The organism is Lutibacter sp. TH_r2, from assembly GCF_033101135.1.
Classification (GTDB): Bacteria; Bacteroidota; Bacteroidia; order Flavobacteriales; family Flavobacteriaceae; genus Lutibacter.
This window is the reverse complement of record NZ_JAWMPV010000002.1, coordinates 205,329-228,591: the sequence shown is the minus strand read 5'-3', so window position 1 is coordinate 228,591 and position 23,263 is coordinate 205,329. Positions and strand designations below refer to the sequence as shown.

The window sequence follows — 23,263 nt, the reverse complement described above, 5'->3', positions numbered from 1 at the left end:
TATGCTAAAAACAATTGATACAATTCCCGTTTCTAAAATTCATAGAGCTTCTAAACTAGTGCAAACTGGTGCAAAAGTTGGTATGAATTACCTAAAGTATTACGGAGATAAACTAGTAAATACCGAGGATGAAGCTAAAGAAAAATTAAACAAAAATAATGCTGAAGATATTTATGATGGACTTAAAAAGTTAAAAGGCAGCGCATTAAAAGTTGCTCAAATGTTGAGTATGGAAAAAAGTGTTTTGCCACAAGCTTATGTAGAAAAGTTTTCTTTATCTCAATTTTCTGTTCCGCCTTTGTCAGCTCCTTTAGTTGTTAAAACATTTAAAAAGTACTTTGGAAAATCTCCAAATGAAATTTTTGACACATTTAATGCCAATTCAGTAAACGCAGCAAGTATTGGTCAAGTGCACAAAGCAGTAAAAGATGGTAAAAATTTAGCCGTAAAAATTCAATATCCTGGCATTGCAAATAGTATTTCAAGCGACTTAACAATGGTAAAACCAATTGCTATTAGTATGTTCAACATTAAAGGAAAAGATTCTGATAAATATTTTAAAGAAGTTGAAGATAAACTAATTGAAGAAACCAATTATTTAATTGAAATAAAACAAAGTAAGGAAATTTCTGAAGCTTGTAAACACATACCTAACTTAAAGTTTCCAAAATATTATGAGGAATATTCTTCAGAAAGAATTATAACAATGGATTGGATGCACGGAGAACATTTGTCTGAATTTACAGCGCATAATACCAACACAAATAAAGCCAACAAATTGGGGCAAGCCTTATGGGATTTTTATATGTACCAAATTCATTCATTAAAAAAAGTACACGCCGATCCGCATCCTGGTAACTTTTTAATTTCTAAAGAAGCTAATTTAATTGCGTTGGATTTTGGCTGTATGAAAACCATTCCTAATGATTTTTACATTCCTTATTTTGAATTGGCTAAAAAAGAAAACATAAACAATCCAACATTATTTGAACAAAAACTATTTGAATTAGAGATTTTAAGAGAAGACGATTCTAAAGAAGAATTAGCCTTTTTTACAGCAATGTTTCACGATATGTTAAGCTTGTTTACGCAACCTTTTCACCAAGAAGTTTTTGATTTTTCTGATGCAAATTTCTTTAAAAAAATTGCAGAATTGGGCGAACGTTATTCAAAAAACACTGAACTTAAAAAAATGAACGGAAACAGAGGCTCTAAACATTTTATTTATATCAACAGAACCTTTTTTGGATTGTATAATTTAATGTTCGATTTAAAAGCAACCGAAGTTCATATTAATAATTTTAAAAATTTATAATGACGCATTTTAATATTGATGATATTAATCGATTAAATCATTTATATAAAATAAACTTAATTAATAGTTGTGCTGGCTATAAGTCAGCCAACTTAATTGCAACAAAATCTTACAAAAACAACACTAATGTTGCTATTTTTAGCTCAATTATTCATTTAGGTTCTGCACCGCCATTATTAGGTTTTATTTTAAGACCAACAACAGTTCCTAGAAACACCTATGAAAACATTTTAGAATCGGGTTTTTATACTATTAATCATATTCATAAGGAGATTTTAAAAGATGCGCACCACACATCAGCTAAATATAAAAGTGATATTTCTGAATTTGATGTTACTAATTTAGAAACAGATTATAAAAACAACTACTTTGCGCCTTATGTAAAAGATTGTCCAATTCAAATTGGAATGAAATATGTTGAAGAGTATGATATTAAATCAAATAACACAAAACTTATTGTAGGGGAAATTCAAGAGTTGTATATTGAAGAAAAACTTATAAAAGAGGATGGTTTTGTTAATTTATCTGAAGGAAATATTGCAACTATAAATGGATTAAATGGTTATGCCATTCCAACTTTAAAAGAACGTTTTGAGTACCAAAGACCTATAAAATAAATGAAAATTCTAGTTACAGGAGCAACCGGCTATATTGGAAAACGCTTAATACCACTGTTATTAAGTGATGGCCATAGCATTGTTTGCACTGTACGCGATAAAAATAGAGTTCCCAAAAATTTTATAAATGATGATAACATAATTATTGTTGAAGTTGATTTTTTAAAACCAGAAACTTTCAATAATATTCCAAAAAATATTGATACAGCTTATTATTTAATTCACTCTATGTCTAATTCTTCAACAGAATTTCATACACTAGAAGAAAAATGTGCTCAAAACTTTAAAAACTATATAGAAACTACTGCAGTAAAACAAGTAATTTATTTAAGCGGAATTACAAACGACACAAAACTGTCTAAACATTTACTATCTCGTAAAAATGTAGAAAACAGGTTGGCTTCAAACAATTATGCATTAACTACTTTTAAAGCAGGTATTATTGTTGGTTCTGGAAGTTCATCTTTTGAAATTATTAGAGATTTGGTTGAAAAACTACCTTTTATGATTACGCCAAAATGGCTAAATACTAAAACTCAACCAATTGCTATTAGAGATGTATTAACCTTCTTACAAAGAGCGAACGGAAAAAAAGAATTATACAACAAATCGTTTGATATTTTTGGTCCAGAAATACTTACCTATAAACAAATGCTGTTACAGTTTGCAGAAATTAGAGGTTTAAAAAGACATATTATTACCGTTCCTTTAATGACTCCAAAACTATCGTCTTATTGGCTTTATTTTGTTACTTCAACTTCTTACAAACTTGCAGCCTCATTGGTTAACAGTATGGGTATAGAAATTATTGGTAAACCTAGTAATATTTATCAGCAGTTAAAAGTTAAACCTATTTCGTACAAAGAAGCTGTAGAAAATGCTTTTGTAAAAATTGAGCAAAATAGCATTGTTTCTAGTTGGAAAGATTCTTTTATTAGCAGTGCTTTAGTAAGTGATTTACACAAACATATTAATGTACCAACATACGGTTGTTTTAAAGATAAAAAACAACGTACTATAAAAAATGAAAACTATACATTAGAAAAAATTTGGTCTATTGGAGGTAAAAATGGTTGGTATTATGGCACTTTTCTATGGAAATTACGAGGTTATTTAGATAAATTTTTTGGAGGAATTGGTTTAAGACGAGGACGCACGCACCCAACAGAATTAAATAATGGAGATTCTTTAGATTTTTGGCGTGTAATTTATGTAAACAAAGAAGCTAAAAAACTATTATTATATGCCGAAATGAAACTTCCTGGTGAAGCTTGGTTAGAATTTAAAATAGAAAATAATACGCTATACCAAACAGCAACCTTTAGACCACAAGGTATTGCAGGACGTTTATATTGGTATGCCATAACACCTTTTCACTGGTTTGTTTTTAATGGGATGATTTCGAAGTTAGTTTAACTTAAAACCTATTGCACTAACGAAGACTTTACAACTTCTAAATAACGTAAACGAGCAAATTTATGCTCCACAATTTCAGGAATATTTTTATAATTAGGATTCCACTTTTTGATGTATTCAAAATTAGGATCAAATTTTTGTTGCTGTGTTGTTGGATTAAAAACTCTAAAATACGGCGCCGAATCGCAACCAGTTCCGGCAACCCACTGCCAATTACCATTGTTTGCCGCTAAATCGTAATCCAATAATTTTTCAGCAAAGTAAGCTTCTCCCCAACGCCAATCTATTAACAAATGTTTGTTTAAAAAACTAGCAACAATCATTCGTACTCTATTATGCATATAACCTGTTTGGTTTAATTCTCGCATACCTGCGTCTACAATTGGGTAACCGGTTTTTCCTTCGCACCACATTTTAAACTCTTCTTCATTATTTCTCCAAGGAATAAAATTATATTTCGCTTTAAAATTTTCATTTACAACCTTTGGAAAATAATACAAGATTTGCATAAAAAACTCTCTCCATATTAGCTCATTACAATATGTCTCGTTTTTAGTTTGCGCATATTTAAATAGTTTACGTGTACTAATCAAACCAAAACGTAAATACACTGAATTGTTAGACGTAGCAATAGCCGGAAGATCTCTAAAATTTTGATAATCTAAAATAGCCTTCGTATTAATTGCTCTAACTTTAATAGTACTTTTAGTAAAACCAATAGTATCTAATGAAGGAAAATTGAAGATTTTTTTTATGAAATTATCTTTATAATTTTCTGAAGGAAAAAACTTTAATTCCTGTGAATTAAATAAATTCCACCACTTATTTTTATAAGGCGTATAAACGGTGTACGGTTTTCCATCAGCTTTTAAAATTTCACCAGCTTCAAAAATAACCTGATCTTTATAAGAATGTACTTCAACATTATTTTCAATACATAAATTGGTTATTTCAGCATCTCGTTTAATAGCATACGGCTCATAATCTTTATTAAAAAATACTTTTTTTATGTTGAATGTATTCAAAAGTGCTTTCCAAACGGTTGCAACTTCCCCTTTTTCAATATATAACGAGGCATTATTTTCAAGTAAATCTTCATTTATTTTATGTAAAGATTGATGTATAAAATTTACGCGAGCATCCTCTTTTGGCAATTCATTTAAAATAGCTTCATCAAAAATAAAAATGGGTAAAACCGGATATTCTGAATTAAGCGCATTAAACAAACCTACATTATCGTACAAACGTACATCTCTTCTAAACCAAAAAATTGAAACTTCTTGCTTATCTATCATTTTTTTTATTAAATATTGGTTTCAATTTTTCAATTAACATAGTTGCTCCAAACAACATACTAAACGCATAAAAAATATCTTCAACAGGAACAGTACCTAATCTAATTCCTAGATTTTCTGCATTATTATACCAAACTACTTGCTCTTCAATAAAACTCCCTGTTAATAATCCGTTTACTATAAAAAAAGGTATTAAAACCACTAAAAATGTAAGGTAAAAAGAATTTAAACTACTATTTTTAGTTACAAATGCATAAGACAGTATTACTACAAAAACTGAAAAATTTACAAATGTGTACCACTTATCATAATTAAAAAATAGCACTAAAACAGTTATAAATAAAAGGATTACAGTAATCCATTTTGTAACTTGTTTTGACAATGCTAACTTTGGAAAAAAGTGTAACAAAGCATAATGTGTAAATATACTTGCATATGGTATACAAAAAAAGAAAAGGACTTCTTCAAATGGTAAATTAGCAATTTTTGGGCCTAATAAGTAAGCTGAATTAAAACCCCAAACACCCATATTTGTAAACCAAACATCCCAAATTAAAAAAGGAATTGCCACAATTGAAATTGCTAAAAAAACAGATTTCCAATATTGTATAAATCTCATTTTTTTCTGAAAACTATACAAAAACGGAATAAAAAAAGACGCTATATTTATTATAAAATATAATGCAATCATATTTTAAAATACTTAAATGGAACGAATAACATACCAAAACATTCACCGTGCTCCTTACCTAGATGTTTATGATGCACTTTATGCGCTTTTCTTAAACCAATTAAATATTTATTTGTTGTTTTATTAAACCACTTAAAACGTTTATGAATTAAAACATCATGCACTAAAAAATATGCAATTCCGTATAATAAAATACCTAAACCTATAAAAAATAAATAGTTTAAACCACCTTCTACACCAAAGTAAAATAAAGCAATACTTGGTATGGCAAAAATTACAAAAAACACATCGTTACGCTCAAACCAATTTTGATATCTTGGTTGGTGATGATCTTCATGAAAGTACCACAAAAAACCGTGCATTACATATTTATGCGTTAACCACGTAACGCATTCCATTAGTAAAAAAGTAGCTATTGTAATAAGTGGAAATACAATCATTGATTTAATAATTCGTTAATTTTTTGTTTATGTGAAATTGATAATTTATCTAATTTCAATAGTATTTTAAGCTCTCTATTTTTAATAAAATCTGCTTTATAAATAGCTTTAAAATCTTCTATTTTATCCTCATTATAATTTAAAAAGCTTGGTATCTGATGTTGAAATATAAAACGTATATAATGTAATTCAACAACATTTGGATTCTTTTTTATTAATAAATCCAAAAGATTCTTTCCCTTTTTAAAATACTTATATTTTGTAGTAGGAAATTTAACATACTTTGATTTAAAAAAATACATTGCAGCTAAATACCCTTGAGAACTTACATCTTTTCTATTTTCTAATTTCTGAATAAAATTCTCTGCTTCTTCTTTATTTTCAATAAGAGGGAATTTAGAACGAATTTGGTCTAATATGGGAGATGCAAAACTCTGAATATTAATAAATAAAAAAAGTGTTATTATAAATTTCATTAGAGCATGTTTAACTTAAAAACTACAAAAGATTTTGCTAACAAACTAATTTTTATAGGATTAGAAACTCTAATTCTTGTATTTAAAATTTCTTTAGAAGGTGTTTTTTTAAGCTTAAACAACAATCTTTTATAATAGACATATGCTGTATAAACTCCAAATTTTGCTTCTAACGGTAGCTTTTTAATACCTGTTAGTGCTTCGTTAAAATCAGCTTCAATATCTTCAATTATTTTAGCTTTTTCATTGGCATTTAATTCTTTTAAATTTACACCTGGGAAATAAGAACGGTTTAATAACTCGTAATCATCTTTTAAGTCGCGTAAAAAATTTACTTTTTGAAAAGCAGAACCCAATTTCATTGCAGAAAATTTTAATTCATCATACTTTTCATTATCTCCATTTACAAAAACTTTCAAACACATTAACCCAACTACATCTGCAGAACCATAAATATACTCATTGTATTCTTCAACTGTATTATACGATTCCTTATTTAAATCGGCTTTCATACTTTTTAAAAACGATTGAATTAAATCATCTGTAATATTATATTTTTTTACAGTGTGTTGAAAACAATTTAAAATAGGATTTAAACTTATACCATTTTTATATGCTTTGTAGTAATCTGCCTCAAATTCGTTTAATAATATCTCTTTTTCATGAGAGTGAAAAGAATCTACAATTTCATCAGCAAATCGAACAAAAGCATAAATACTATAAATAGCCTCTCTAATTTTGGGTGATAACATATAAACTGCTAAAGAAAAAGAAGTGCTATATTTTTTAGTAACAATTTTACTGCATTTAAATGAAGTTTCATCAAAAAGCTGTTTCATAATTTAATTTTTTTAGTTAGTAGTAGTAGTAGTAGTAGTAGTAGTAGTAGTAAGTTTTTAGTTTATTTAGTATTTTTTATAACCATATCTGAAACAATTTTTCCTGAAATAATTGATGGAGGAACACCTGGTCCAGGAACTGTTAATTGACCTGTAAAAAATAAATTTTTCACTTTTTTACTTTTAATTTTTGGTCTTAAAAACGCCGTTTGAAATAATGTATTAGCCAAACCATATGCGTTTCCTTTATATGAATTGTAATCCTTTTCAAAATCTTTCACACAATAGGATTCTTTAAATATAACATTTTTTAATAAATCTTGACCAGTTAATTCTTCCATTCGCTTTATAATTTTTATAAAGTATTCTTCTCTAACTTCGGGAATATCATCTAAACCTGGCGCTAAAGGAATTAAAAAAGTAGCCGCTTCCTTTGAAATAGGGGCAAAACTATTATCGGTTAAACTTGGGAAACTCGCGTAAAAAAGCGGCTCTTTTGGCCATTTTGGCGTATCGTAAATATCTTTAGCATGTACATCAAAACTAGTATCAAAAAACAACGTATGATGTTTTACATTTTTTATTTTTTTATCAAAAGCAACATAAAATAGTAATGAAGAAGGTGCAAATGTTTTTTTATCCCAATAATTTTCAGAATACGCTCTAAACTTTTTTGGAAGTAGCGTTTCTGTATGATGATAATCTGCTCCGCTTACAACAAAATCAGATTCATAAAAAGATTCTGATGTTTTAACACCTCTAACTATACCATTTTCTACAACAATTTCTTCAACATTTTGGTTTGTTTTAATTTCAACACCTAAATCTTTTGCTAATTTTACAAAACCATTTACCACTTCATACATACCTCCTTTTGGATGCCATGTTCCTAACCCAAAATCTGCATAATTCATAAAATTATAAAAACTTGGAGTATTTGATGGTTTAGCTCCTAAAAACAACACTGGAAACTCTAATATTTGCTGAAGTTTATTACTTTTAATTTTTTTTCTAACAGTTGAACTAATAGAAGTGAAAAATTGATTAACTCTTGTAATAGTGGTTAAGTTGATTAATTCTAAAAGTGAATTTCCAGGCTTATAAACTAAATTGTTAATTGCTACATTGTAATTGAATTGGGCTGATTTTAAGAATTTTTTGAGAAATTTAGAACTTCCCTTTTCTTCTTTTTCAAATACACTGTATATGGACTCTAAATTATCACCAATTGTGATTGTATCTTTTTTACCAAAATAAACTTGATATGCAGGACTTAATTTTTCTAAATGATAATAATCTGAAGGTTTTTTGTTAAAATCTTTGAAAAATTTTTCAAAAACATCTGGCATCCAATACCAAGTTGGTCCCATGTCAAATTTAAATCCTTCTTTTTCAAATTTTCTAGCTCTTCCTCCCAAAGAACTATTTTTTTCAAGTACAACAACTTTATAACCTGCCTTTGCTAAATAACAAGAAGCTGCTAAAGAGGAGAAACCTGAACCAATTATGATTATTTTTTTACCCATTTTGTTTAACAAATATAGTCAATTATTAAACATAAACAAATTGTTTAATAAAAATTATAGATTATTTAACAAGGTATCAATTGTTTTAAAAGCTTTTATTTTTGAGTTAGACGATTTAAAATCAGATTCAGCAACTTTTCTACCAAGTAACCATAGCTCTCCTTCACCTTCATTTAACACTTGTTCTTCTACATTTGTAATATAATCTTCAACAGATATTCTTGATGGTTCAACAGTAAGATATGTTATGAAACATATTGAATTATAAACTTTTTGAATATCGTTTAAATTAGCTACAGGCACACTCTGACCTAAATATATTGATTGATAACCATGTAATAGCAACTCAAAATGCAGATACAACAACCCTAATTCATGAATTTCATTCATTGGTAAATACAAAACAAATATTTTATCAAAATTTGTTGGAGATGACAATTGCAATCTCTCAATATTTATAAATATTTTTTGTTTGATAAGGTTTGTAATAAAATGTTCGTGCGCAGGTGTAATAGAATTTACTTGCCACAACAAGCCTATTTCATTTAAAAATGGCAAAAAAACATTTTTAAAAACGTCTCTAAGAGATGATTGAGCAATTAAATTATTATAAGTAACATTAAATAAGTTTTCATCAAAATTTAACATAGAAAGTTTTAATGAATTTGAAGCTTGTGTATTTGCTCCTTCTTTTGCTACTAACTCCCTTACTTTAACAGCTATTTGCGAATCTGGCAAGTCTGCAATTCTAGAAATTTTTAACCCGTTATTATTTAATAACGATACATTTAAAAGCTTTTGTAGATTATTAATATTATAATATCTAATGTTAGAATCTGTTCTATTAGGCTCTAATAAATTATAACGTTTTTCCCAAATGCGAATAGTGTGCGCTTTAATTCCTGAAAAATTTTCAAGATCTTTAATTGTAAATTCAGATTTTATATTGTTCAATGTAATTGATTTTTTATTGAACAAATATAGTATATATTTTTAAATTAAAAAAGAGCTTCAATTATGAAGCTCTTTTTTAATTTAATTTTGAATATTATATTATTTACTCAAATACATTTTTCGTCTAGAATACAATTCGTAAAACTGATCGTCTTTTAAACTATCAATAAACAAAATACTCTCTCCTGTTGATTTCATTTCAGGTCCTAACTTTTTATCAACATTAGGAAATTTATTAAATGAGAAAACTGGCTGTTTAATTGCAAAACCTTCTAGTTTTGGATTAAAATTAAAGTCTTTTACCTTATTCTCTCCTAACATAACTTTTGTAGCATAATTTACATAAGGCTCTTGGTATGCTTTTGCAATAAACGGTACTGTACGTGAAGCTCTTGGATTTGCTTCAATAATATATACAATATCATCTTTTACTGCAAACTGAATATTTATTAACCCTTGTGTTTTAAGAGCTAATGCTATTTTTTTAGTATGATCTTTAATTTGCTGCATTACAAATTCACCTAAATTAAAAGGTGGTAATGTTGCGTTTGAATCTCCTGAATGTACTCCACAAGGTTCAATATGCTCCATTATTCCAATAATATATACATCTTCACCGTCGCAAATTGCATCAGCTTCTGCTTCAATAGCACCATCTAAATAATGATCTAAAAGTAGCATATTATTAGGAATCTTACGTAATAAATCTACTACATGCTTTTCTAATTCTTCTTTATTAATTACAATTTTCATTCCCTGACCTCCTAATACATAAGATGGACGAACTAAAATTGGAAAATCTAAATCATCTGCTATCAAAGAAGCTTCATCAGCAGTTGTTGCTGTACCGTATTTAGGAAAAGGAATGTCTAAATCTACCAATAATTCAGAAAAACGTTTTCTATCTTCGGCTAAATCTAAAGCCTCAAAACTAGTTCCAATAATTTTAACACCCCATTTATCTAGTTTCTCTGCTAATTTTAAAGCTGTTTGTCCACCTAATTGAACAATAACTCCTTCTGGTTTTTCGTGCTCAATAATATCGTAAATATGTTCCCAAAAAACAGGTTCAAAATATAGTTTATCAGCCGTATCAAAGTCTGTTGAAACGGTTTCAGGATTACAGTTAATCATAATAGTTTCATAACCAGCTTCTTTTGCCGCCAAAACTCCATGAACACAACAATAATCAAACTCAATTCCTTGCCCAATTCTATTTGGCCCAGAACCTAAAACAACTATTTTCTTTTTATCGGTAACAACACTTTCATTATCTGAAATTGCTTTCCCTTTAGGAGAAATCATTTTATTTTCAAAGGTTGAATAATAATAAGGTGTTTGAGCAGCAAATTCAGCCGCACAAGTATCAACTAATTTATAAACCCTATTTATATCTAGTTCTGTTCTTTTTGCTTTTACTTCACTCTCCCAACAACCTAACATATGCGCTATTTGTCTATCAGCAAAACCTTTTTGTTTTGCCTCTAATAACAATTCATACGTTAATGTACCTAGTTTGTTTGTTGAAATTTCATTCTCAAGAGCTAACAATTCTTCATATTGCTTTAAGAACCAGTAATCTATTTTAGTTATTTCATGAATTCTACTTAAAGGAATTCCAATTTGAATAGCATCGTAAATTACAAAAACTCTATCCCAGCTTGCGTATTTTAATTTTTGAATAATTGTTTCATAATTTTTTTCACCTTTTCCATCTGCACCTAATCCATTTCTTTTAATTTCTAAAGATTGTGTTGCTTTGTGTAATGCTTCTTGAAATGAACGTCCAATTCCCATTACTTCTCCAACAGATTTCATTTGCAAACCTAAAGTTCTGTCTGAACCTTCAAATTTATCAAAGTTCCAACGTGGAATTTTCACAATTACATAATCTAATGTTGGCTCAAATAATGCTGAAGTTGTTTTGGTTATTTGGTTATTTAATTCATCTAAATTGTAACCTATAGCCAATTTTGAAGCAATTTTTGCAATTGGATATCCAGTTGCTTTAGATGCTAATGCTGATGAACGCGAAACACGAGGATTAATTTCAATAGCGATAATATCTTCTTTTTCATCAGGACTTACAGCAAATTGTACATTACAACCACCTGCAAAATCACCTATAGAACGCATCATATGGATTGCCATATCACGCATTCTTTGAAAAGTAGTATCACTCAAAGTCATTGCTGGAGCAACTGTAATTGAATCTCCTGTATGAATTCCCATTGGATCCATATTTTCAATAGTACAGATAATTACAACATTGTCGTTTTTATCACGTAATAACTCCAACTCATACTCTTTCCAACCAATTAAGGCTTTATCTATAATTACTTCATGTATTGGAGAAGCTTCTAGCCCTCTACTTAATAAATCGTCAAAATCTTTTTTATCATAAACTATTGAAGCTCCATAACCACCTAATGTAAATGAAGGACGAATTACTAATGGAAAACCATATTCTTGTGCAATTTCTTTTCCTTTTAAAAATGAAGTTGCTGTTGTGGAAGGTGCTTGGCCTACACCAATTTCAATCATTAACTTTCTAAACTGCTCTCGATCTTCAGTAATATTAATAGCATCAATATCTACACCTATTAATTCAATATTAAAATCTTTCCAAATACCTTTATCATCAGCTTCAATACATAAATTTAGTGCCGTTTGCCCTCCCATTGTTGGCAAAACAGCATCAATATTTGGATGCATTTGTAAAATCTCTATAATAGATTTTGTGGTAAGCGGTTTTAAATAAACATTATCTGCAAGCGAGGGATCCGTCATAATAGTTGCAGGATTAGAGTTAATCAAAGTAACTTCAATTCCTTCTTCTTTTAATGATCTAATTGCTTGGGAACCTGAATAATCGAATTCACAGGCTTGACCAATAATTATTGGACCTGAACCTATGATTAAAATTGATTTGATGTTAGTATTTTTTGGCATTCTTAAAAATTTGTTTTCAAATATCTATAAAAATCGTTTTTTATAACAGAATAGTTATTAAAACTTATCAATAGGTCATAAAAAAAGGTGTTACTAAAAAAAAGTAACACCTTATATATAAAACCTATAGTTTCATTATTTTTTTGGTCTTGGATCAGAAGAAACACTTAATCTCTTTCTACCTTTAGCTCTTCTTCTCGCTAGCACTTTTCTACCGGTTACAGAAGCCATACGCTCTCTAAACCCATGTTTGTTTCTTCTTTTTCTTTTCGAAGGCTGAAATGTTCTTTTTGGCATTACTTTATATTTTAAATCGTGTTTCTTTTATTTTTAATTTGCTTTAAGAAGTAGACTCCCTGAAAGCGTGGGCAAATATACAAATCCTTTTATGTTTGACAAATAGAATTTAAAAAAAAATTAAAAAAATTTAATACTTGAATAATTCTTCAATTTATTTTTTAGTTTTTTATACATTTATTACTCTATTTTATGGTGTTATTTATTTCTGAAAAAACTATAAATTACGTTTAAGTAGTTTATTAATTTTTAGAAGTAATTCTTCTTTTTTTATTGGTTTTGTAATGTAATCATTACACCCTGCATTAATTGCTTTTTCTCTATCTCCGTGCAAAGCATATGCTGTTTGGGCAATTACACCAACACTTGTATTTATTTCTCTTATTTTTTTAGTTGCCTCATAACCGCCCATTTCAGGCATTTTTACATCCATTAATATTAGATCAATATCTTTATTTTTAGAAAAAACTTCTACTGCTTCAATACCATTTTTTGCACAAAGTATTTTTTCAAATTGATCTTTTAAAATTATTGTTAGATAATCCATTGCCACTTCTTCATCTTCAACAATAAGTATTTTAAATTTAGAATAATCTATATTTTTAATATTAGTTTCTTTTTTAACTTGCTTTTTATTATTTATAGTTAACGGTATTGTAAATCTAAATTTTGACCCTTGCCCCTCGTTTGACTCTAAAGTAATTTCTCCATTAAGCATTTCTATATATGATTTAGAAATAGACAAGCCTAAACCAGAACCTTCTAAAGCTTTTACATCTTTCAAATCTGCTTGTACAAAACGATCAAAAATTGCTTTCTGTCTTTCTTTTGGTATACCAATTCCAGTATCTCTTACAAAAAACTCGATACAATCATTATAAATTTCATAACCAAAATCTACACTTCCTGTTTCACTGTATTTTATAGCGTTTTTAATTAGGTTACTTAAAATTCCATTTAACTTATCACGGTCTGTCTCTATCACCAACAGATCGCTATTTTCAGGTAGTAACAAATTAAACAACAGGTTTTTACAACTTGCCTCAAGTTTAAAAAATGTATGTAAATTTTTAAGTTCTTCGTTTAAATTTATATTATTTAAATGTATTTTTACTTGCCCAGTTTCTAATTTAGACATTTCCATTAATCCATTTAAAGTATCGAGCATGCGCTCTCCACTTTTTTTAATAATATCAATAAATTTTGTCTGATTTTCAATTGATGTATTTGGATCGCTAAGTAGATTGGCAAAGCCCATTATCCCATTCATTGGTGTTCTAATTTCATGAGATATATTTGCTAAAAATGCAGTTTTTAACCTATCACTTTCTTCTGCTTTTTCTTTTGAAATGGATAGTTCTTTTGTTCTTAATTCTACAAGTTCTTCTAGATGGTTTTGATATTTTTCAAGTTCAATAGTTCTAATTTTAACTTTTTTTTCAAGAGAAGTGCTTAACTCTTTTAATTGCTGATTTTGAACAACTAATTGGTTTTCTTGGTGGTAACTTTTTAAAGCTTGACTTATGGTTAAAATTAAATCATCATTATTCCAAGGTTTAGCTATATACCTGTATAAATCTGCTTTATTTATTGAATTTGTGACTCCTTCAACAGTTGCCTGCCCTGTAAGTAATACTTTTAATGTTTTTGGTGATATGCTATGTATTTTTTCTAACAGCTCATCTCCTTTCATATTTGGCATTACATAATCAACAATTACAACTGGGAGTTTATATCCTAAAGATAGTAACTCTTTAATTGCTTCAATAGCTTCGTCTCCCGATTCTGCAGTTTCAATAATACAATTATTACCAAACTCACTTTTTAATTCAGTTTTTAAACTATTTAAAACAATTTTCTCATCATCAACACAAAAAATTATCTCTTTATTCATAATTTAATAATTTTATATCAATACTCTTTAAAATATTAATTTTAGTTAGAGTAAATTAACACTAACTTATTCTACTTCAACAGGTAAAAATACTTTAAACGTAGTTTTTCCTGGTTTACTTTCAACTTCAACTTTTCCATTATGCTTTTTCACTATTCTTTTTACAATATCTAGACCTATACCTGTTCCTTCTCCTGCTGGTTTTGTAGTGTAAAAAGGATCAAATATTTTAGCTATTTCTGTTTCGGGTATTCCTTTTCCATTATCGGTAATAGCTACAACAACATAATTTTCTTTATTATAAACGCTAACATCTAAATTTCCTTTTAGCTTCATTGCATAAATTGCATTGTGCAAAATATTTGTCCAAACTTGATTTAATTCATCTGGATTACATAATATTTTTGGTACAATTTCATAATCTTTAGAAACTATAATTCCTTGTTTTATTTGGTTGTTGTATAGCGTTAATACTGTTTCTATACCTTCTGTAATATTAAATAACATTTGTTCATCTGAATGACCTAACCTTGATGAATTTTTTAAAGCAAATACAACTTTAGAAGCTCTATTGGTGGCGTACTGTATATTACTTGTACTTCTTTGCAAACCTGTTAATTTATAGGCCATATCTATTAAAACTTTTGAATTTGGTAGCTTTAACAAGCTCAAATACTTTTCTACATTATTTACAACCATCATATCTACAAAAGTATCGGCAAAATAATGTGAGTTTTCTATATGGTTATTATCAAAAATTTTGATGATATTTTTTTTATAAGTTCTCTCTTCTTTTGAAGTTAATAAATGTTGATTTTTTAATGATTCTTCTAAAAGCTCCGTAAATAGTTTTCTTGAATTAGGTGGAATTTCATTTATAAAATTTGGATACTCTTTTATTACTGTTTTTAAAGAGTTTTTAAAATTTCCAATAGACGACCTAATAGCTCCTAATGGTGTATTAATTTCATGTGCAACACCCGCAATTAACTGTCCTAGAGCTGCTAGTTTTTCTGAATCTATTAATTTTTGTTGTGTTTTCTTTAAATCATCAAGAGTTTTAGACAATTGGTTTGTGCGCTGTTTTAAGGCGTTTTCTCTTTCATATACTTTGGCTAACATTTTGTTATACTCATCTACTAACTCACCTATTTCATCGTTTCCTATTTTTTCAACTCTTAACTTGTAGTTTCCTTCTTCTGAAATATTTTTAGTAGCTTTTGTTAGTTTTAAAATTGGGTCTGAAAGTATTCTTTGTAAACCTAAAGCAATAAAGTAACTTACAAATAATAACGCAGTTAACAAATATAGCATTGTTAATAAATAACTTTTTATTTTTTGTGACAATTTACTGGTTGAAACTTTTAAATAAATTTTACCTACAACATTATTTTCGTATAAAATTTGTTGACAAACATTTAAATAATCGCCTTCAAATTTACTCCAAGATTCAATACTATCTGGTAATTCAACCTTAACTTTGGTTCCTTTTTTATAAAACTCAGCAAATATTTCATTTTTATTATTAAAAACTATTCCTATTTCAACTGAAGGAATATTTTGTAATTTTTCTAATGTTTCGGCAGCGTTTTCAGACATATCAAAGTCTAAAGGAACTGCGCAATAATCACCAATTAATGTAGCATTAATAATGGTGTTATTTCTCATATCATTTTTAAAATTGGCAATAGTATTTACAATTACATATGAAAACCCAATTAGTAATGAAAAAAGTGATACTAATTGAATAATTAAAATAATCTTAAATTTTATGGATAAATTTTTAAAAAACATATGCAATTTCAACAACTAAAATTCCCAATTTAAACCAATTAAAATTTGACTACCTATATTATCTACAAAACCATATTCTTTATGTTTTCCTAAAATATTTTTAAAACTTATATTGGTTGAAGTTTTTTTATTTAACTGATATGATGCTCTTGCATTTAAAATTAAATTAGAATTCACATTTGTTTTAATTAGTGCTTCTTCAACACTCTCTTCGTCTGTTAACTGATAATAATTAGAATTAGAAAACTCTTGACTTGACATAAAATAAGCGTCTGTACTAAAATTCCATTTATTATTAGCTTTAAAGTTTATTAAAAAACCTCCAAAAAATGATGGTGTTAAATCTTCATTCCATTGAGTTGGATTCATTAAAGTATTAACTTCTGTTGTAACTGTATTACTAGCGGTAAGCTCACCAACATTTACTCCAGTTACCGTAAAATCTATATTCTTTCTACCCTTAATATTGGTTTTTTGAAATGTACCATAGAGTTTAGCTTTCAGTTTTTTAGAAAAATTGTAATTTAACGTAAAGCCTGCACCAAATTGATTGGCATCTAAATTGTAATTCTCAAATAAAACTTCTCCAGAGGCATTTATACCAATAACTCCTAAAGATTCTCCTGATGTATTGTATTGCTCTGTTATAGTTGAAGTTCTATAAACATTTGGGTTTACAAAATTATCAACTTCTGAATAAAACAATTCTAAATCTAAACTCAAATTTTTACCCAATTTAGTTCTCCAACCAATTTCTTCACTTGTAATTGTTGGATATTTTAAATCTTCTTGACCGTGAATACTTAAACTAACTGGCAATCTTATTGACGTTTCATCTGAAACACTTACATCAGAATTTACTACAATACTAAATTTTGAATATGTATCTATAAAAAATGGAGACTTATTAGCTCTAGAATGCGCAAACCTAATTAAGTTATTTTTATCTATTCTATAGGTTGAAGCTATTTCGTGACTTAAAAAATAATTTTTATTAAAACCAAACTTGTCTACCCTTGCCGCACCAATTACTCTTAATTTAGATGTAGGTTTATACTCTGCCAATACAAATGCTGAATATGATGATGTTTCTCTAGGTTCATCTTTAAACTCATAATTAAGATTGTTTAAACTAAAAGGCTCATCATAAGTTACAGGACTATTGTATGATAAAAACTTATAACTTAAACCTGGTCTAATACTAAATTGCTTAAACTGTTTAAAATATTCAATATTGGCTTCGATATTGGTGAATTTCACTGAATTATATTGATAATTACTTAAATCTTCTCCTGAATTTATTGAGAATTGCCCATCGAAGTTTTTATGATGTATTTTTGCATTTACATAGTAACTTTCGGTTTCAATTTGAGATAAAGCAGTTGAAAAATTTAAATATGCAACCTTTTGACTTTGAGATTTTTGAGCTCCCATTGCAATATCTATATTAGTTTGTTCTGAAAAGTTATGAGTTAAAAATACATTTCCTGCTAACTTTCTTAAACTTAAATCAACATTATAATAGGCGTCTAAAACTTTTTGATACTCATCAAAAGTCCATTCTTCATCATAGTTATTGTATTTAACTGCTGAAACAAACATTGAAATATCATCAATAGAGCTATAGTCTTTTTTATTAAAATCGTAATACTCATTATCAAACCTTTTTCTTTCAGTAAAGTTACCCGAAAAAGATAGTTTGGTTTTATCATTCCAATTATAACCTATAGTAGTATTTAAATTTTTTGCTTGGTTGCTTCCAACACTTGTATTAACTAAAATATTCTTTCCTTTTTTACTTGCGTGAGACGTAATAATATTAATAACTCCAGTAACAGCATTTGTACCATATAAAGCTGATGCTGGCCCTCTAACTACTTCAATTCTTTCTACATCGTTAATATCTACAGGTAAAGATTCCCAAGATGTTCCTCCAGAAAAATAACTATAAACCACTCTATTATCAATCATAACAAGAGTTGTTGTATTGTATGGTAATGTTAAATATACATTTTTAGTAATATCATCATAACCTCTTATATGAATATCATAATTTCCAGGCGTAATTTCTCTAACAATAACGCCTTGCGATAAACGTAATGCTTCAGGAATACTAGTAACACCAGATTGTTTAATCTCTTCTTTACTAATTATAGTTGTTGACAAAGGTGTTTCAAACAAGTCTTCAGGTTTTTTTGATGCGGTTACAACCACATCAATATCCAACAACTCATCTAGAGTCATTTCATCATAAACTTTATTTTCTTGGGCTACCACCATAAATCCTAAATTACTTAGAAATAGTAATAACATTATATATTTTTTCATTCTCTCCATAACATTCTCATTTACATATTATAGCAATTCTTAATATTTCAGAAGAAAGCGATTGATTCTCTTCCTCCAATGATTTTAAATTCAAAAATATTTTAGGCTTGTTATTTTTAATACCAAAACCTAATGACACCTTACCTTGCACTACATACTCCGAGTTCCCGGTAACTGACAACACCTTTTCTTTTTTACAAATAGAAGCTTCATCCTGTAAACCCGGCATAAAATAAACCAAGTCAACACCATCAATTTGTTTTTCCAAATCACTCACTATTACACCTTTAACCTCAAAATTTTCCCCTAGCTCTCTAATCAATAAATTTTTAGTTATTTCAGAGTTATTGTTATATACCACAAGCATTTTTATACTCTCTTTTGAAGCAATGTTTGAGTTAAATTTTAAAATTTTAGGTAAAAGTGCCGCCTGAATATTTTCAGGAACCGGTATGTTTTGAGAAAAACTATTTGAAATTGATAACAGAACAATAAAAAATAAACATAATCTTATAGTAAAGTGGGAAATAGAAATATATTTCTTTTTTTTAATCTTCAAAATAAGTTGTTTATTATTGGGATTTAGCAATTTTTATTAATCTTGGGCAATATTACAAATAAAGTTATATCATTTATTAGTATATTCAAAATTAAAGTTTTTTTATTAATGTATTCAAAAAATAAATAAAAACTTTCTAACTATTCCTTTTTGCCAACTAAAATAGCTTTAGTACTTTTGCGCAAACCTATACACAATGAATAAAACAAAATATGTTTTTGTAACAGGAGGTGTTACTTCATCACTTGGAAAAGGAATTATTGCAGCTTCATTAGCTAAACTTTTACAAGGCCGAGGATATTCGGTAACTATTCAAAAATTAGACCCATATATTAATATTGATCCAGGAACGTTAAATCCATACGAACATGGTGAATGCTATGTAACTGATGATGGTGCTGAAACTGATTTAGATCTTGGGCATTATGAGCGTTTTTTAAATATTCCAACCTCTCAAGCTAATAATGTAACTACTGGTAGAATTTACCAAAGTGTAATTAATAAGGAACGTAAAGGTGAATTTTTAGGAAAAACTGTACAGGTTATTCCACATATTACAGATGAAATTAAACGTAGAATTCAAATTTTAGGTAACACTGGAGATTTTGATATTGTAATTACTGAAATTGGAGGAACTGTTGGTGATATTGAATCGTTACCATATGTAGAATCTGTTAGACAATTGTTGTGGGAATTAGGTCATGAAAACGCTATTGTTATTCATTTAACATTAATCCCTTATTTAGCAGCTGCAGGCGAATTAAAAACAAAACCTACACAGCACTCTGTTAAAATGCTAATGCAAAGTGGAGTAAGTCCAGATGTTTTAGTATGCAGAACAGAACACAAAATTAACGATAGCATAAAACGAAAACTTGCATTATTCTGTAATGTAAAACAAGAAGATGTAATAGAATCTATTGATGCTGAAACTATATATGATGTACCTAATTTAATGTTAAAAGAAGGTTTGGATAAGGTAGTTTTAAAAAAATTACAACTACCAGAAGACATACAGCCAGAATTAAAAGACTGGAATAAGTTTTTAAAAAAATTTAAAAACCCTAATAATATCATTGAAATAGGTTTAATTGGAAAATATGTTGAATTACATGACGCCTACAAATCTATTACTGAAGCCTTTATACATGCTGGTGCTGAAAACGAAGTTAAAGTAAATATTAATTGGATTCATTCAGAAGATTTAACAGTTTTAAATGTTCCTAGAAAATTAAAAGATTTAGATGGAATTTTAGTTGCTCCTGGTTTTGGTGAACGTGGTATTGAAGGAAAAATTGATGCCGTTAGATATGCCAGAGAAAACAATATACCTTTTTTAGGAATTTGTTTAGGAATGCAAATGGCTGTAATTGAATTTTCAAGAAATGTTTTAAAAATTGAAGATGCCAACTCTTTGGAAATGGATGAAAAAACTCCAAACCCAGTAATTAACTTAATGGAAGAACAAAAAGATATTACTGAAAAAGGAGGAACTATGCGTTTAGGAGCTTGGGATTGTGAACTTTTAGAAAATTCAAAAATAAAAAGTATTTACAATAGTAAGTTAATTAGTGAACGACATAGACATAGATACGAGTTCAACAATACGTATTTAGAACAAATTGAAAAAGCTGGAATGATTGCAACTGGTAGAAATCCAAAAACTAATTTAGTTGAAGTTGTTGAAATTCCTTCACACCCTTGGTTTGTTGGTGTTCAGTACCATCCTGAATATAAAAGTACTGTTTTAAATCCGCATCCTTTATTTGTTGACTTTGTAAAGGCTGCTTTGGAACACCATTTGCAATAATAAGGTTTCATTAATAATAACAGAGATATAAAGTTACTTTTAGTACATTTGTCGGGCTTTTTGAAAATTTTTTAAAAAGTTATGACAATTTGACATTTACACATTTACAATGGAAGAAAAAAAATTTGATTTTAATACGTTAATAGGTTTTGCACTATTAATTGGTATTTTTTTATGGTGGTCTTATACTAACCAACCAACACCTGAAGAAATAGAAGCACAAGAAAAACAGAAAACAGAACAAGTTGAAAAAGAAACTAAAACTGTTGAAAGTGCTACTTCTCAAAAAACTACAGAAACCACATTACAACCTAACGATTCTTTAGCTTTTGTACAAGCTCAAAAACAACTAGGTGCTTTTGCTCAATCTGCAAACGTAAAAGATGGAGAAACTGTTTTAGAAAACAATGTTTTAAAATTAGTAATCTCAAATAAAGGTGGATATATTAAAGAAGCTTTAATTAAAGAATATGTTACTTACGATTCTTTACCGCTTTATATGGTAAAAGATCAAAATGCTTCCTTCAATATTAATTTAGGAACTACTGATAATAGAACTTTAAATACAAAAGATTTATTTTTTGAAGCTGAACCAAGCAATAGCGGAGATAATCAAATTCTTTCTATGAAGCTTAAAGTATCTGATGCTCAATATTTAGAGTACAGATATGAGATGAAACCAGACGAATATATGATTGATTTTACAGTTCGTTCTCAAGGGTTAGCATCAACCATAAATTCTTCTCAACAAATTGAGTTAGATTGGAATTTAAAAGGTTACCGTCACGAAAAAAGTATCAAGTACGAAAATCAGCAAACTGAAATGTACTATGAAAAAGAAGATGAAGATATTGATTACTTATCAATGGGTGGAGATGATGATGCTAACGAAAGTGATGTAAATTGGGTAGCTTTTAAACAACATTTCTTCTCTTCTATTTTAATTTCAGAAAAAGGATTTAACACCGCTCAATTAAATTCTACATCTATTTTTAAAGATGAAAAAATTGATAGTGTTTACACTAAAGAGTTTTCGTTAAAAACTCCTTTAACATTGGAAGCTGGAGAGTTAAATTACAATATGAATTGGTACATTGGACCTAATGATTACCAAATTCTAAAAAAATACGACAGAAATATAAAAGAAGTTATTAACCTTGGTTGGGGAATATTTGGAGTAATTAACCGAGTGGTTTTTGTTCCTGTATTTAACTTTTTACAAGGTTTTATTGGTAATTATGGGCTAATTATTATTCTACTAACCATTATTGTTAGAATTATAATGTCTCCATTGGTTTACAAATCTTATTTGTCTAGTGCAAAAATGAAGATTTTAAAACCAGAAATGGAAGAAATTAACGAGCGTTTAAAAGGTAAAGAAAATGCCATGAAACGTCAACAAGAAGTTATGGCGTTACAAAGTAAAGCTGGTGTTAGTCCATTGTCTGGATGTATTCCTGCATTACTACAAATGCCTGTTTTCTTTGCATTATTTAGATTTTTCCCTTCAAACATAGATATTCGACAACAAGGTTTCTTATGGGCTAATGATTTATCTGCTTATGATAGTGTTTTTGAATGGACCACTCATATTCCATTAGTATCAAGCTTATATGGTAATCATTTCAGTTTATTTCCTGTTTTAGCATCCATTGCAATTTTCTTCTATATGCGAATGAGCCAAAGTCAGCAAATGAATATGCAACAACCAACACAAGAAGGTATGCCTGATATGCAAAAGATGATGAAAATGATGATGTACTTCTCACCTGTTATGATGCTTGTCTTTTTTAACAACTATGCTAGTGGATTAAGTTTATACTATTTTGTTTCTAACTTACTAACTATTACTATTATGTTAGTTATTAAAAATTACATTTTAGATGAAGATAAAATTCATGCTAAAATGCAAAAACAAAAGGCAAAACCTAAAAAAGAGAGTAAATTCCGTAAACGTTTAAACGATGCTATGAAACAAGCGCAGGAACAACAAGCTCAACAAAAAAAGCAAAAGAAAAAATAAATCTTACCATTTATTAAATTATATGCCCATTCATTTT

At 28.3% G+C, this 23,263-nt stretch carries 18 protein-coding genes; 5 read left to right on the top strand and 13 right to left on the bottom strand.

Going from position 1 to position 23,263, the window contains the following annotated elements; all coding sequences use genetic code 11:
- Position 1 precedes the first annotated feature (1 nt).
- From R3X25_RS08390 to R3X25_RS08380, 3 genes are read left to right on the top strand one after another with little or no spacing between them, the layout of a single operon-like run.
- Positions 2–1,315 (top strand): ABC1 kinase family protein, encoded by a 1,314-nt coding sequence (locus R3X25_RS08390; protein ID WP_317673782.1) that lies wholly within the window; start codon positions 2–4, stop codon positions 1,313–1,315.
- Positions 1,315–1,932, top strand: coding sequence for a flavin reductase family protein (locus tag R3X25_RS08385; protein ID WP_317673780.1), 618 nt, complete (start codon positions 1,315–1,317; stop codon positions 1,930–1,932). The genes R3X25_RS08390 and R3X25_RS08385 overlap by 1 nt, the downstream gene beginning before the upstream one ends.
- Positions 1,933–3,348, top strand: coding sequence for an SDR family oxidoreductase (locus R3X25_RS08380; protein WP_317673778.1), 1,416 nt, complete (start codon positions 1,933–1,935; stop codon positions 3,346–3,348). It begins immediately after the preceding gene.
- 8 nt (positions 3,349–3,356) lie between these two features.
- Here R3X25_RS08380 and R3X25_RS08375 read toward each other — a convergent pair whose 3' ends face one another.
- The 13 genes from R3X25_RS08375 to R3X25_RS08315 form a co-directional block, all read right to left on the bottom strand.
- Positions 3,357–4,640 (bottom strand): deoxyribodipyrimidine photo-lyase, encoded by a 1,284-nt coding sequence (locus tag R3X25_RS08375; protein WP_317674329.1) that lies wholly within the window; start codon positions 4,638–4,640, stop codon positions 3,357–3,359.
- On the bottom strand, positions 4,633–5,334 hold the full coding sequence (locus tag R3X25_RS08370) for a lycopene cyclase domain-containing protein (protein ID WP_317673776.1): 702 nt from the start codon (positions 5,332–5,334) through the stop codon (positions 4,633–4,635). The genes R3X25_RS08375 and R3X25_RS08370 overlap by 8 nt, the downstream gene beginning before the upstream one ends.
- Positions 5,331–5,774 (bottom strand): sterol desaturase family protein, encoded by a 444-nt coding sequence (locus R3X25_RS08365; protein WP_317673773.1) that lies wholly within the window; start codon positions 5,772–5,774, stop codon positions 5,331–5,333. Before R3X25_RS08365 ends, R3X25_RS08370 begins: the two co-directional genes overlap by 4 nt.
- On the bottom strand, positions 5,771–6,250 hold the full coding sequence (locus R3X25_RS08360) for a hypothetical protein (RefSeq protein WP_317673771.1): 480 nt from the start codon (positions 6,248–6,250) through the stop codon (positions 5,771–5,773). Before R3X25_RS08360 ends, R3X25_RS08365 begins: the two co-directional genes overlap by 4 nt.
- A complete protein-coding gene (locus R3X25_RS08355; RefSeq protein WP_317673769.1) occupies positions 6,250–7,089 on the bottom strand; it encodes a phytoene/squalene synthase family protein in 840 nt (279 codons plus the stop codon). Before R3X25_RS08355 ends, R3X25_RS08360 begins: the two co-directional genes overlap by 1 nt.
- Before the next feature lie 62 nt (positions 7,090–7,151).
- Complete coding sequence (locus R3X25_RS08350) at positions 7,152–8,615, bottom strand: phytoene desaturase family protein (protein WP_317673767.1); 1,464 nt, start codon at positions 8,613–8,615, stop codon at positions 7,152–7,154.
- 54 nt (positions 8,616–8,669) lie between these two features.
- Positions 8,670–9,569, bottom strand: a complete 900-nt coding sequence (locus tag R3X25_RS08345; RefSeq protein ID WP_317673765.1) for a MerR family transcriptional regulator — start codon at positions 9,567–9,569, stop codon at positions 8,670–8,672.
- Positions 9,570–9,668: 99 nt separating this feature from the next.
- A complete protein-coding gene (gene carB, locus R3X25_RS08340; RefSeq protein WP_317673763.1) occupies positions 9,669–12,521 on the bottom strand; it encodes a carbamoyl-phosphate synthase large subunit in 2,853 nt (950 codons plus the stop codon).
- 135 nt (positions 12,522–12,656) lie between these two features.
- The gene (gene rpmH / locus R3X25_RS08335; protein WP_317673761.1) at positions 12,657–12,818 is read right to left on the bottom strand and encodes a 50S ribosomal protein L34; all 162 of its coding nucleotides are present in this window, start codon (positions 12,816–12,818) and stop codon (positions 12,657–12,659) included.
- Positions 12,819–13,035: 217 nt separating this feature from the next.
- The gene (locus tag R3X25_RS08330) at positions 13,036–14,712 is read right to left on the bottom strand and encodes a response regulator (RefSeq protein ID WP_317673759.1); all 1,677 of its coding nucleotides are present in this window, start codon (positions 14,710–14,712) and stop codon (positions 13,036–13,038) included.
- Between the two features lie 66 nt (positions 14,713–14,778).
- A complete protein-coding gene (locus R3X25_RS08325; RefSeq protein ID WP_317673758.1) occupies positions 14,779–16,380 on the bottom strand; it encodes an ATP-binding protein in 1,602 nt (533 codons plus the stop codon).
- Between the two features lie 141 nt (positions 16,381–16,521).
- The gene (locus tag R3X25_RS08320) at positions 16,522–18,843 is read right to left on the bottom strand and encodes a TonB-dependent receptor plug domain-containing protein (protein ID WP_317673757.1); all 2,322 of its coding nucleotides are present in this window, start codon (positions 18,841–18,843) and stop codon (positions 16,522–16,524) included.
- A 7-nt stretch (positions 18,844–18,850) separates the two neighbouring features.
- Complete coding sequence (locus R3X25_RS08315) at positions 18,851–19,393, bottom strand: YfiR/HmsC family protein (RefSeq protein WP_317673755.1); 543 nt, start codon at positions 19,391–19,393, stop codon at positions 18,851–18,853.
- Between the two features lie 196 nt (positions 19,394–19,589).
- Here R3X25_RS08315 and R3X25_RS08310 point away from each other — a divergent pair, with 196 nt between their 5' ends.
- Positions 19,590–21,203, top strand: a complete 1,614-nt coding sequence (locus tag R3X25_RS08310) for a CTP synthase (protein WP_317673753.1) — start codon at positions 19,590–19,592, stop codon at positions 21,201–21,203.
- A 109-nt stretch (positions 21,204–21,312) separates the two neighbouring features.
- Positions 21,313–23,226, top strand: a complete 1,914-nt coding sequence (gene yidC, locus R3X25_RS08305; protein WP_317673751.1) for a membrane protein insertase YidC — start codon at positions 21,313–21,315, stop codon at positions 23,224–23,226.
- Positions 23,227–23,263 lie beyond the last annotated feature (37 nt).

What these genes read in the sequence shown, in the direction of transcription:
- R3X25_RS08390 (WP_317673782.1), top strand. Translation starts at nt 2, where the DNA reads ATGCTAAAAACAATTGATACAATTCCCGTTTCTAAAATTCATAGAGCT.
- R3X25_RS08385 (WP_317673780.1), top strand. Translation starts at nt 1,315, where the DNA reads ATGACGCATTTTAATATTGATGATATTAATCGATTAAATCATTTATAT.
- R3X25_RS08380 (WP_317673778.1), top strand. Translation starts at nt 1,933, where the DNA reads ATGAAAATTCTAGTTACAGGAGCAACCGGCTATATTGGAAAACGCTTA.
- R3X25_RS08370 (WP_317673776.1), bottom strand. Translation starts at nt 5,334, where the DNA reads ATGATTGCATTATATTTTATAATAAATATAGCGTCTTTTTTTATTCCG.
- R3X25_RS08365 (WP_317673773.1), bottom strand. Translation starts at nt 5,774, where the DNA reads ATGATTGTATTTCCACTTATTACAATAGCTACTTTTTTACTAATGGAA.
- R3X25_RS08360 (WP_317673771.1), bottom strand. Translation starts at nt 6,250, where the DNA reads ATGAAATTTATAATAACACTTTTTTTATTTATTAATATTCAGAGTTTT.
- R3X25_RS08355 (WP_317673769.1), bottom strand. Translation starts at nt 7,089, where the DNA reads ATGAAACAGCTTTTTGATGAAACTTCATTTAAATGCAGTAAAATTGTT.
- R3X25_RS08350 (WP_317673767.1), bottom strand. Translation starts at nt 8,615, where the DNA reads ATGGGTAAAAAAATAATCATAATTGGTTCAGGTTTCTCCTCTTTAGCA.
- carB (WP_317673763.1), bottom strand. Translation starts at nt 12,521, where the DNA reads ATGCCAAAAAATACTAACATCAAATCAATTTTAATCATAGGTTCAGGT.
- rpmH (WP_317673761.1), bottom strand. Translation starts at nt 12,818, where the DNA reads ATGCCAAAAAGAACATTTCAGCCTTCGAAAAGAAAAAGAAGAAACAAA.
- R3X25_RS08330 (WP_317673759.1), bottom strand. Translation starts at nt 14,712, where the DNA reads ATGAATAAAGAGATAATTTTTTGTGTTGATGATGAGAAAATTGTTTTA.
- R3X25_RS08325 (WP_317673758.1), bottom strand. Translation starts at nt 16,380, where the DNA reads ATGAGAAATAACACCATTATTAATGCTACATTAATTGGTGATTATTGC.
- R3X25_RS08320 (WP_317673757.1), bottom strand. Translation starts at nt 18,843, where the DNA reads ATGGAGAGAATGAAAAAATATATAATGTTATTACTATTTCTAAGTAAT.
- R3X25_RS08310 (WP_317673753.1), top strand. Translation starts at nt 19,590, where the DNA reads ATGAATAAAACAAAATATGTTTTTGTAACAGGAGGTGTTACTTCATCA.
- yidC (WP_317673751.1), top strand. Translation starts at nt 21,313, where the DNA reads ATGGAAGAAAAAAAATTTGATTTTAATACGTTAATAGGTTTTGCACTA.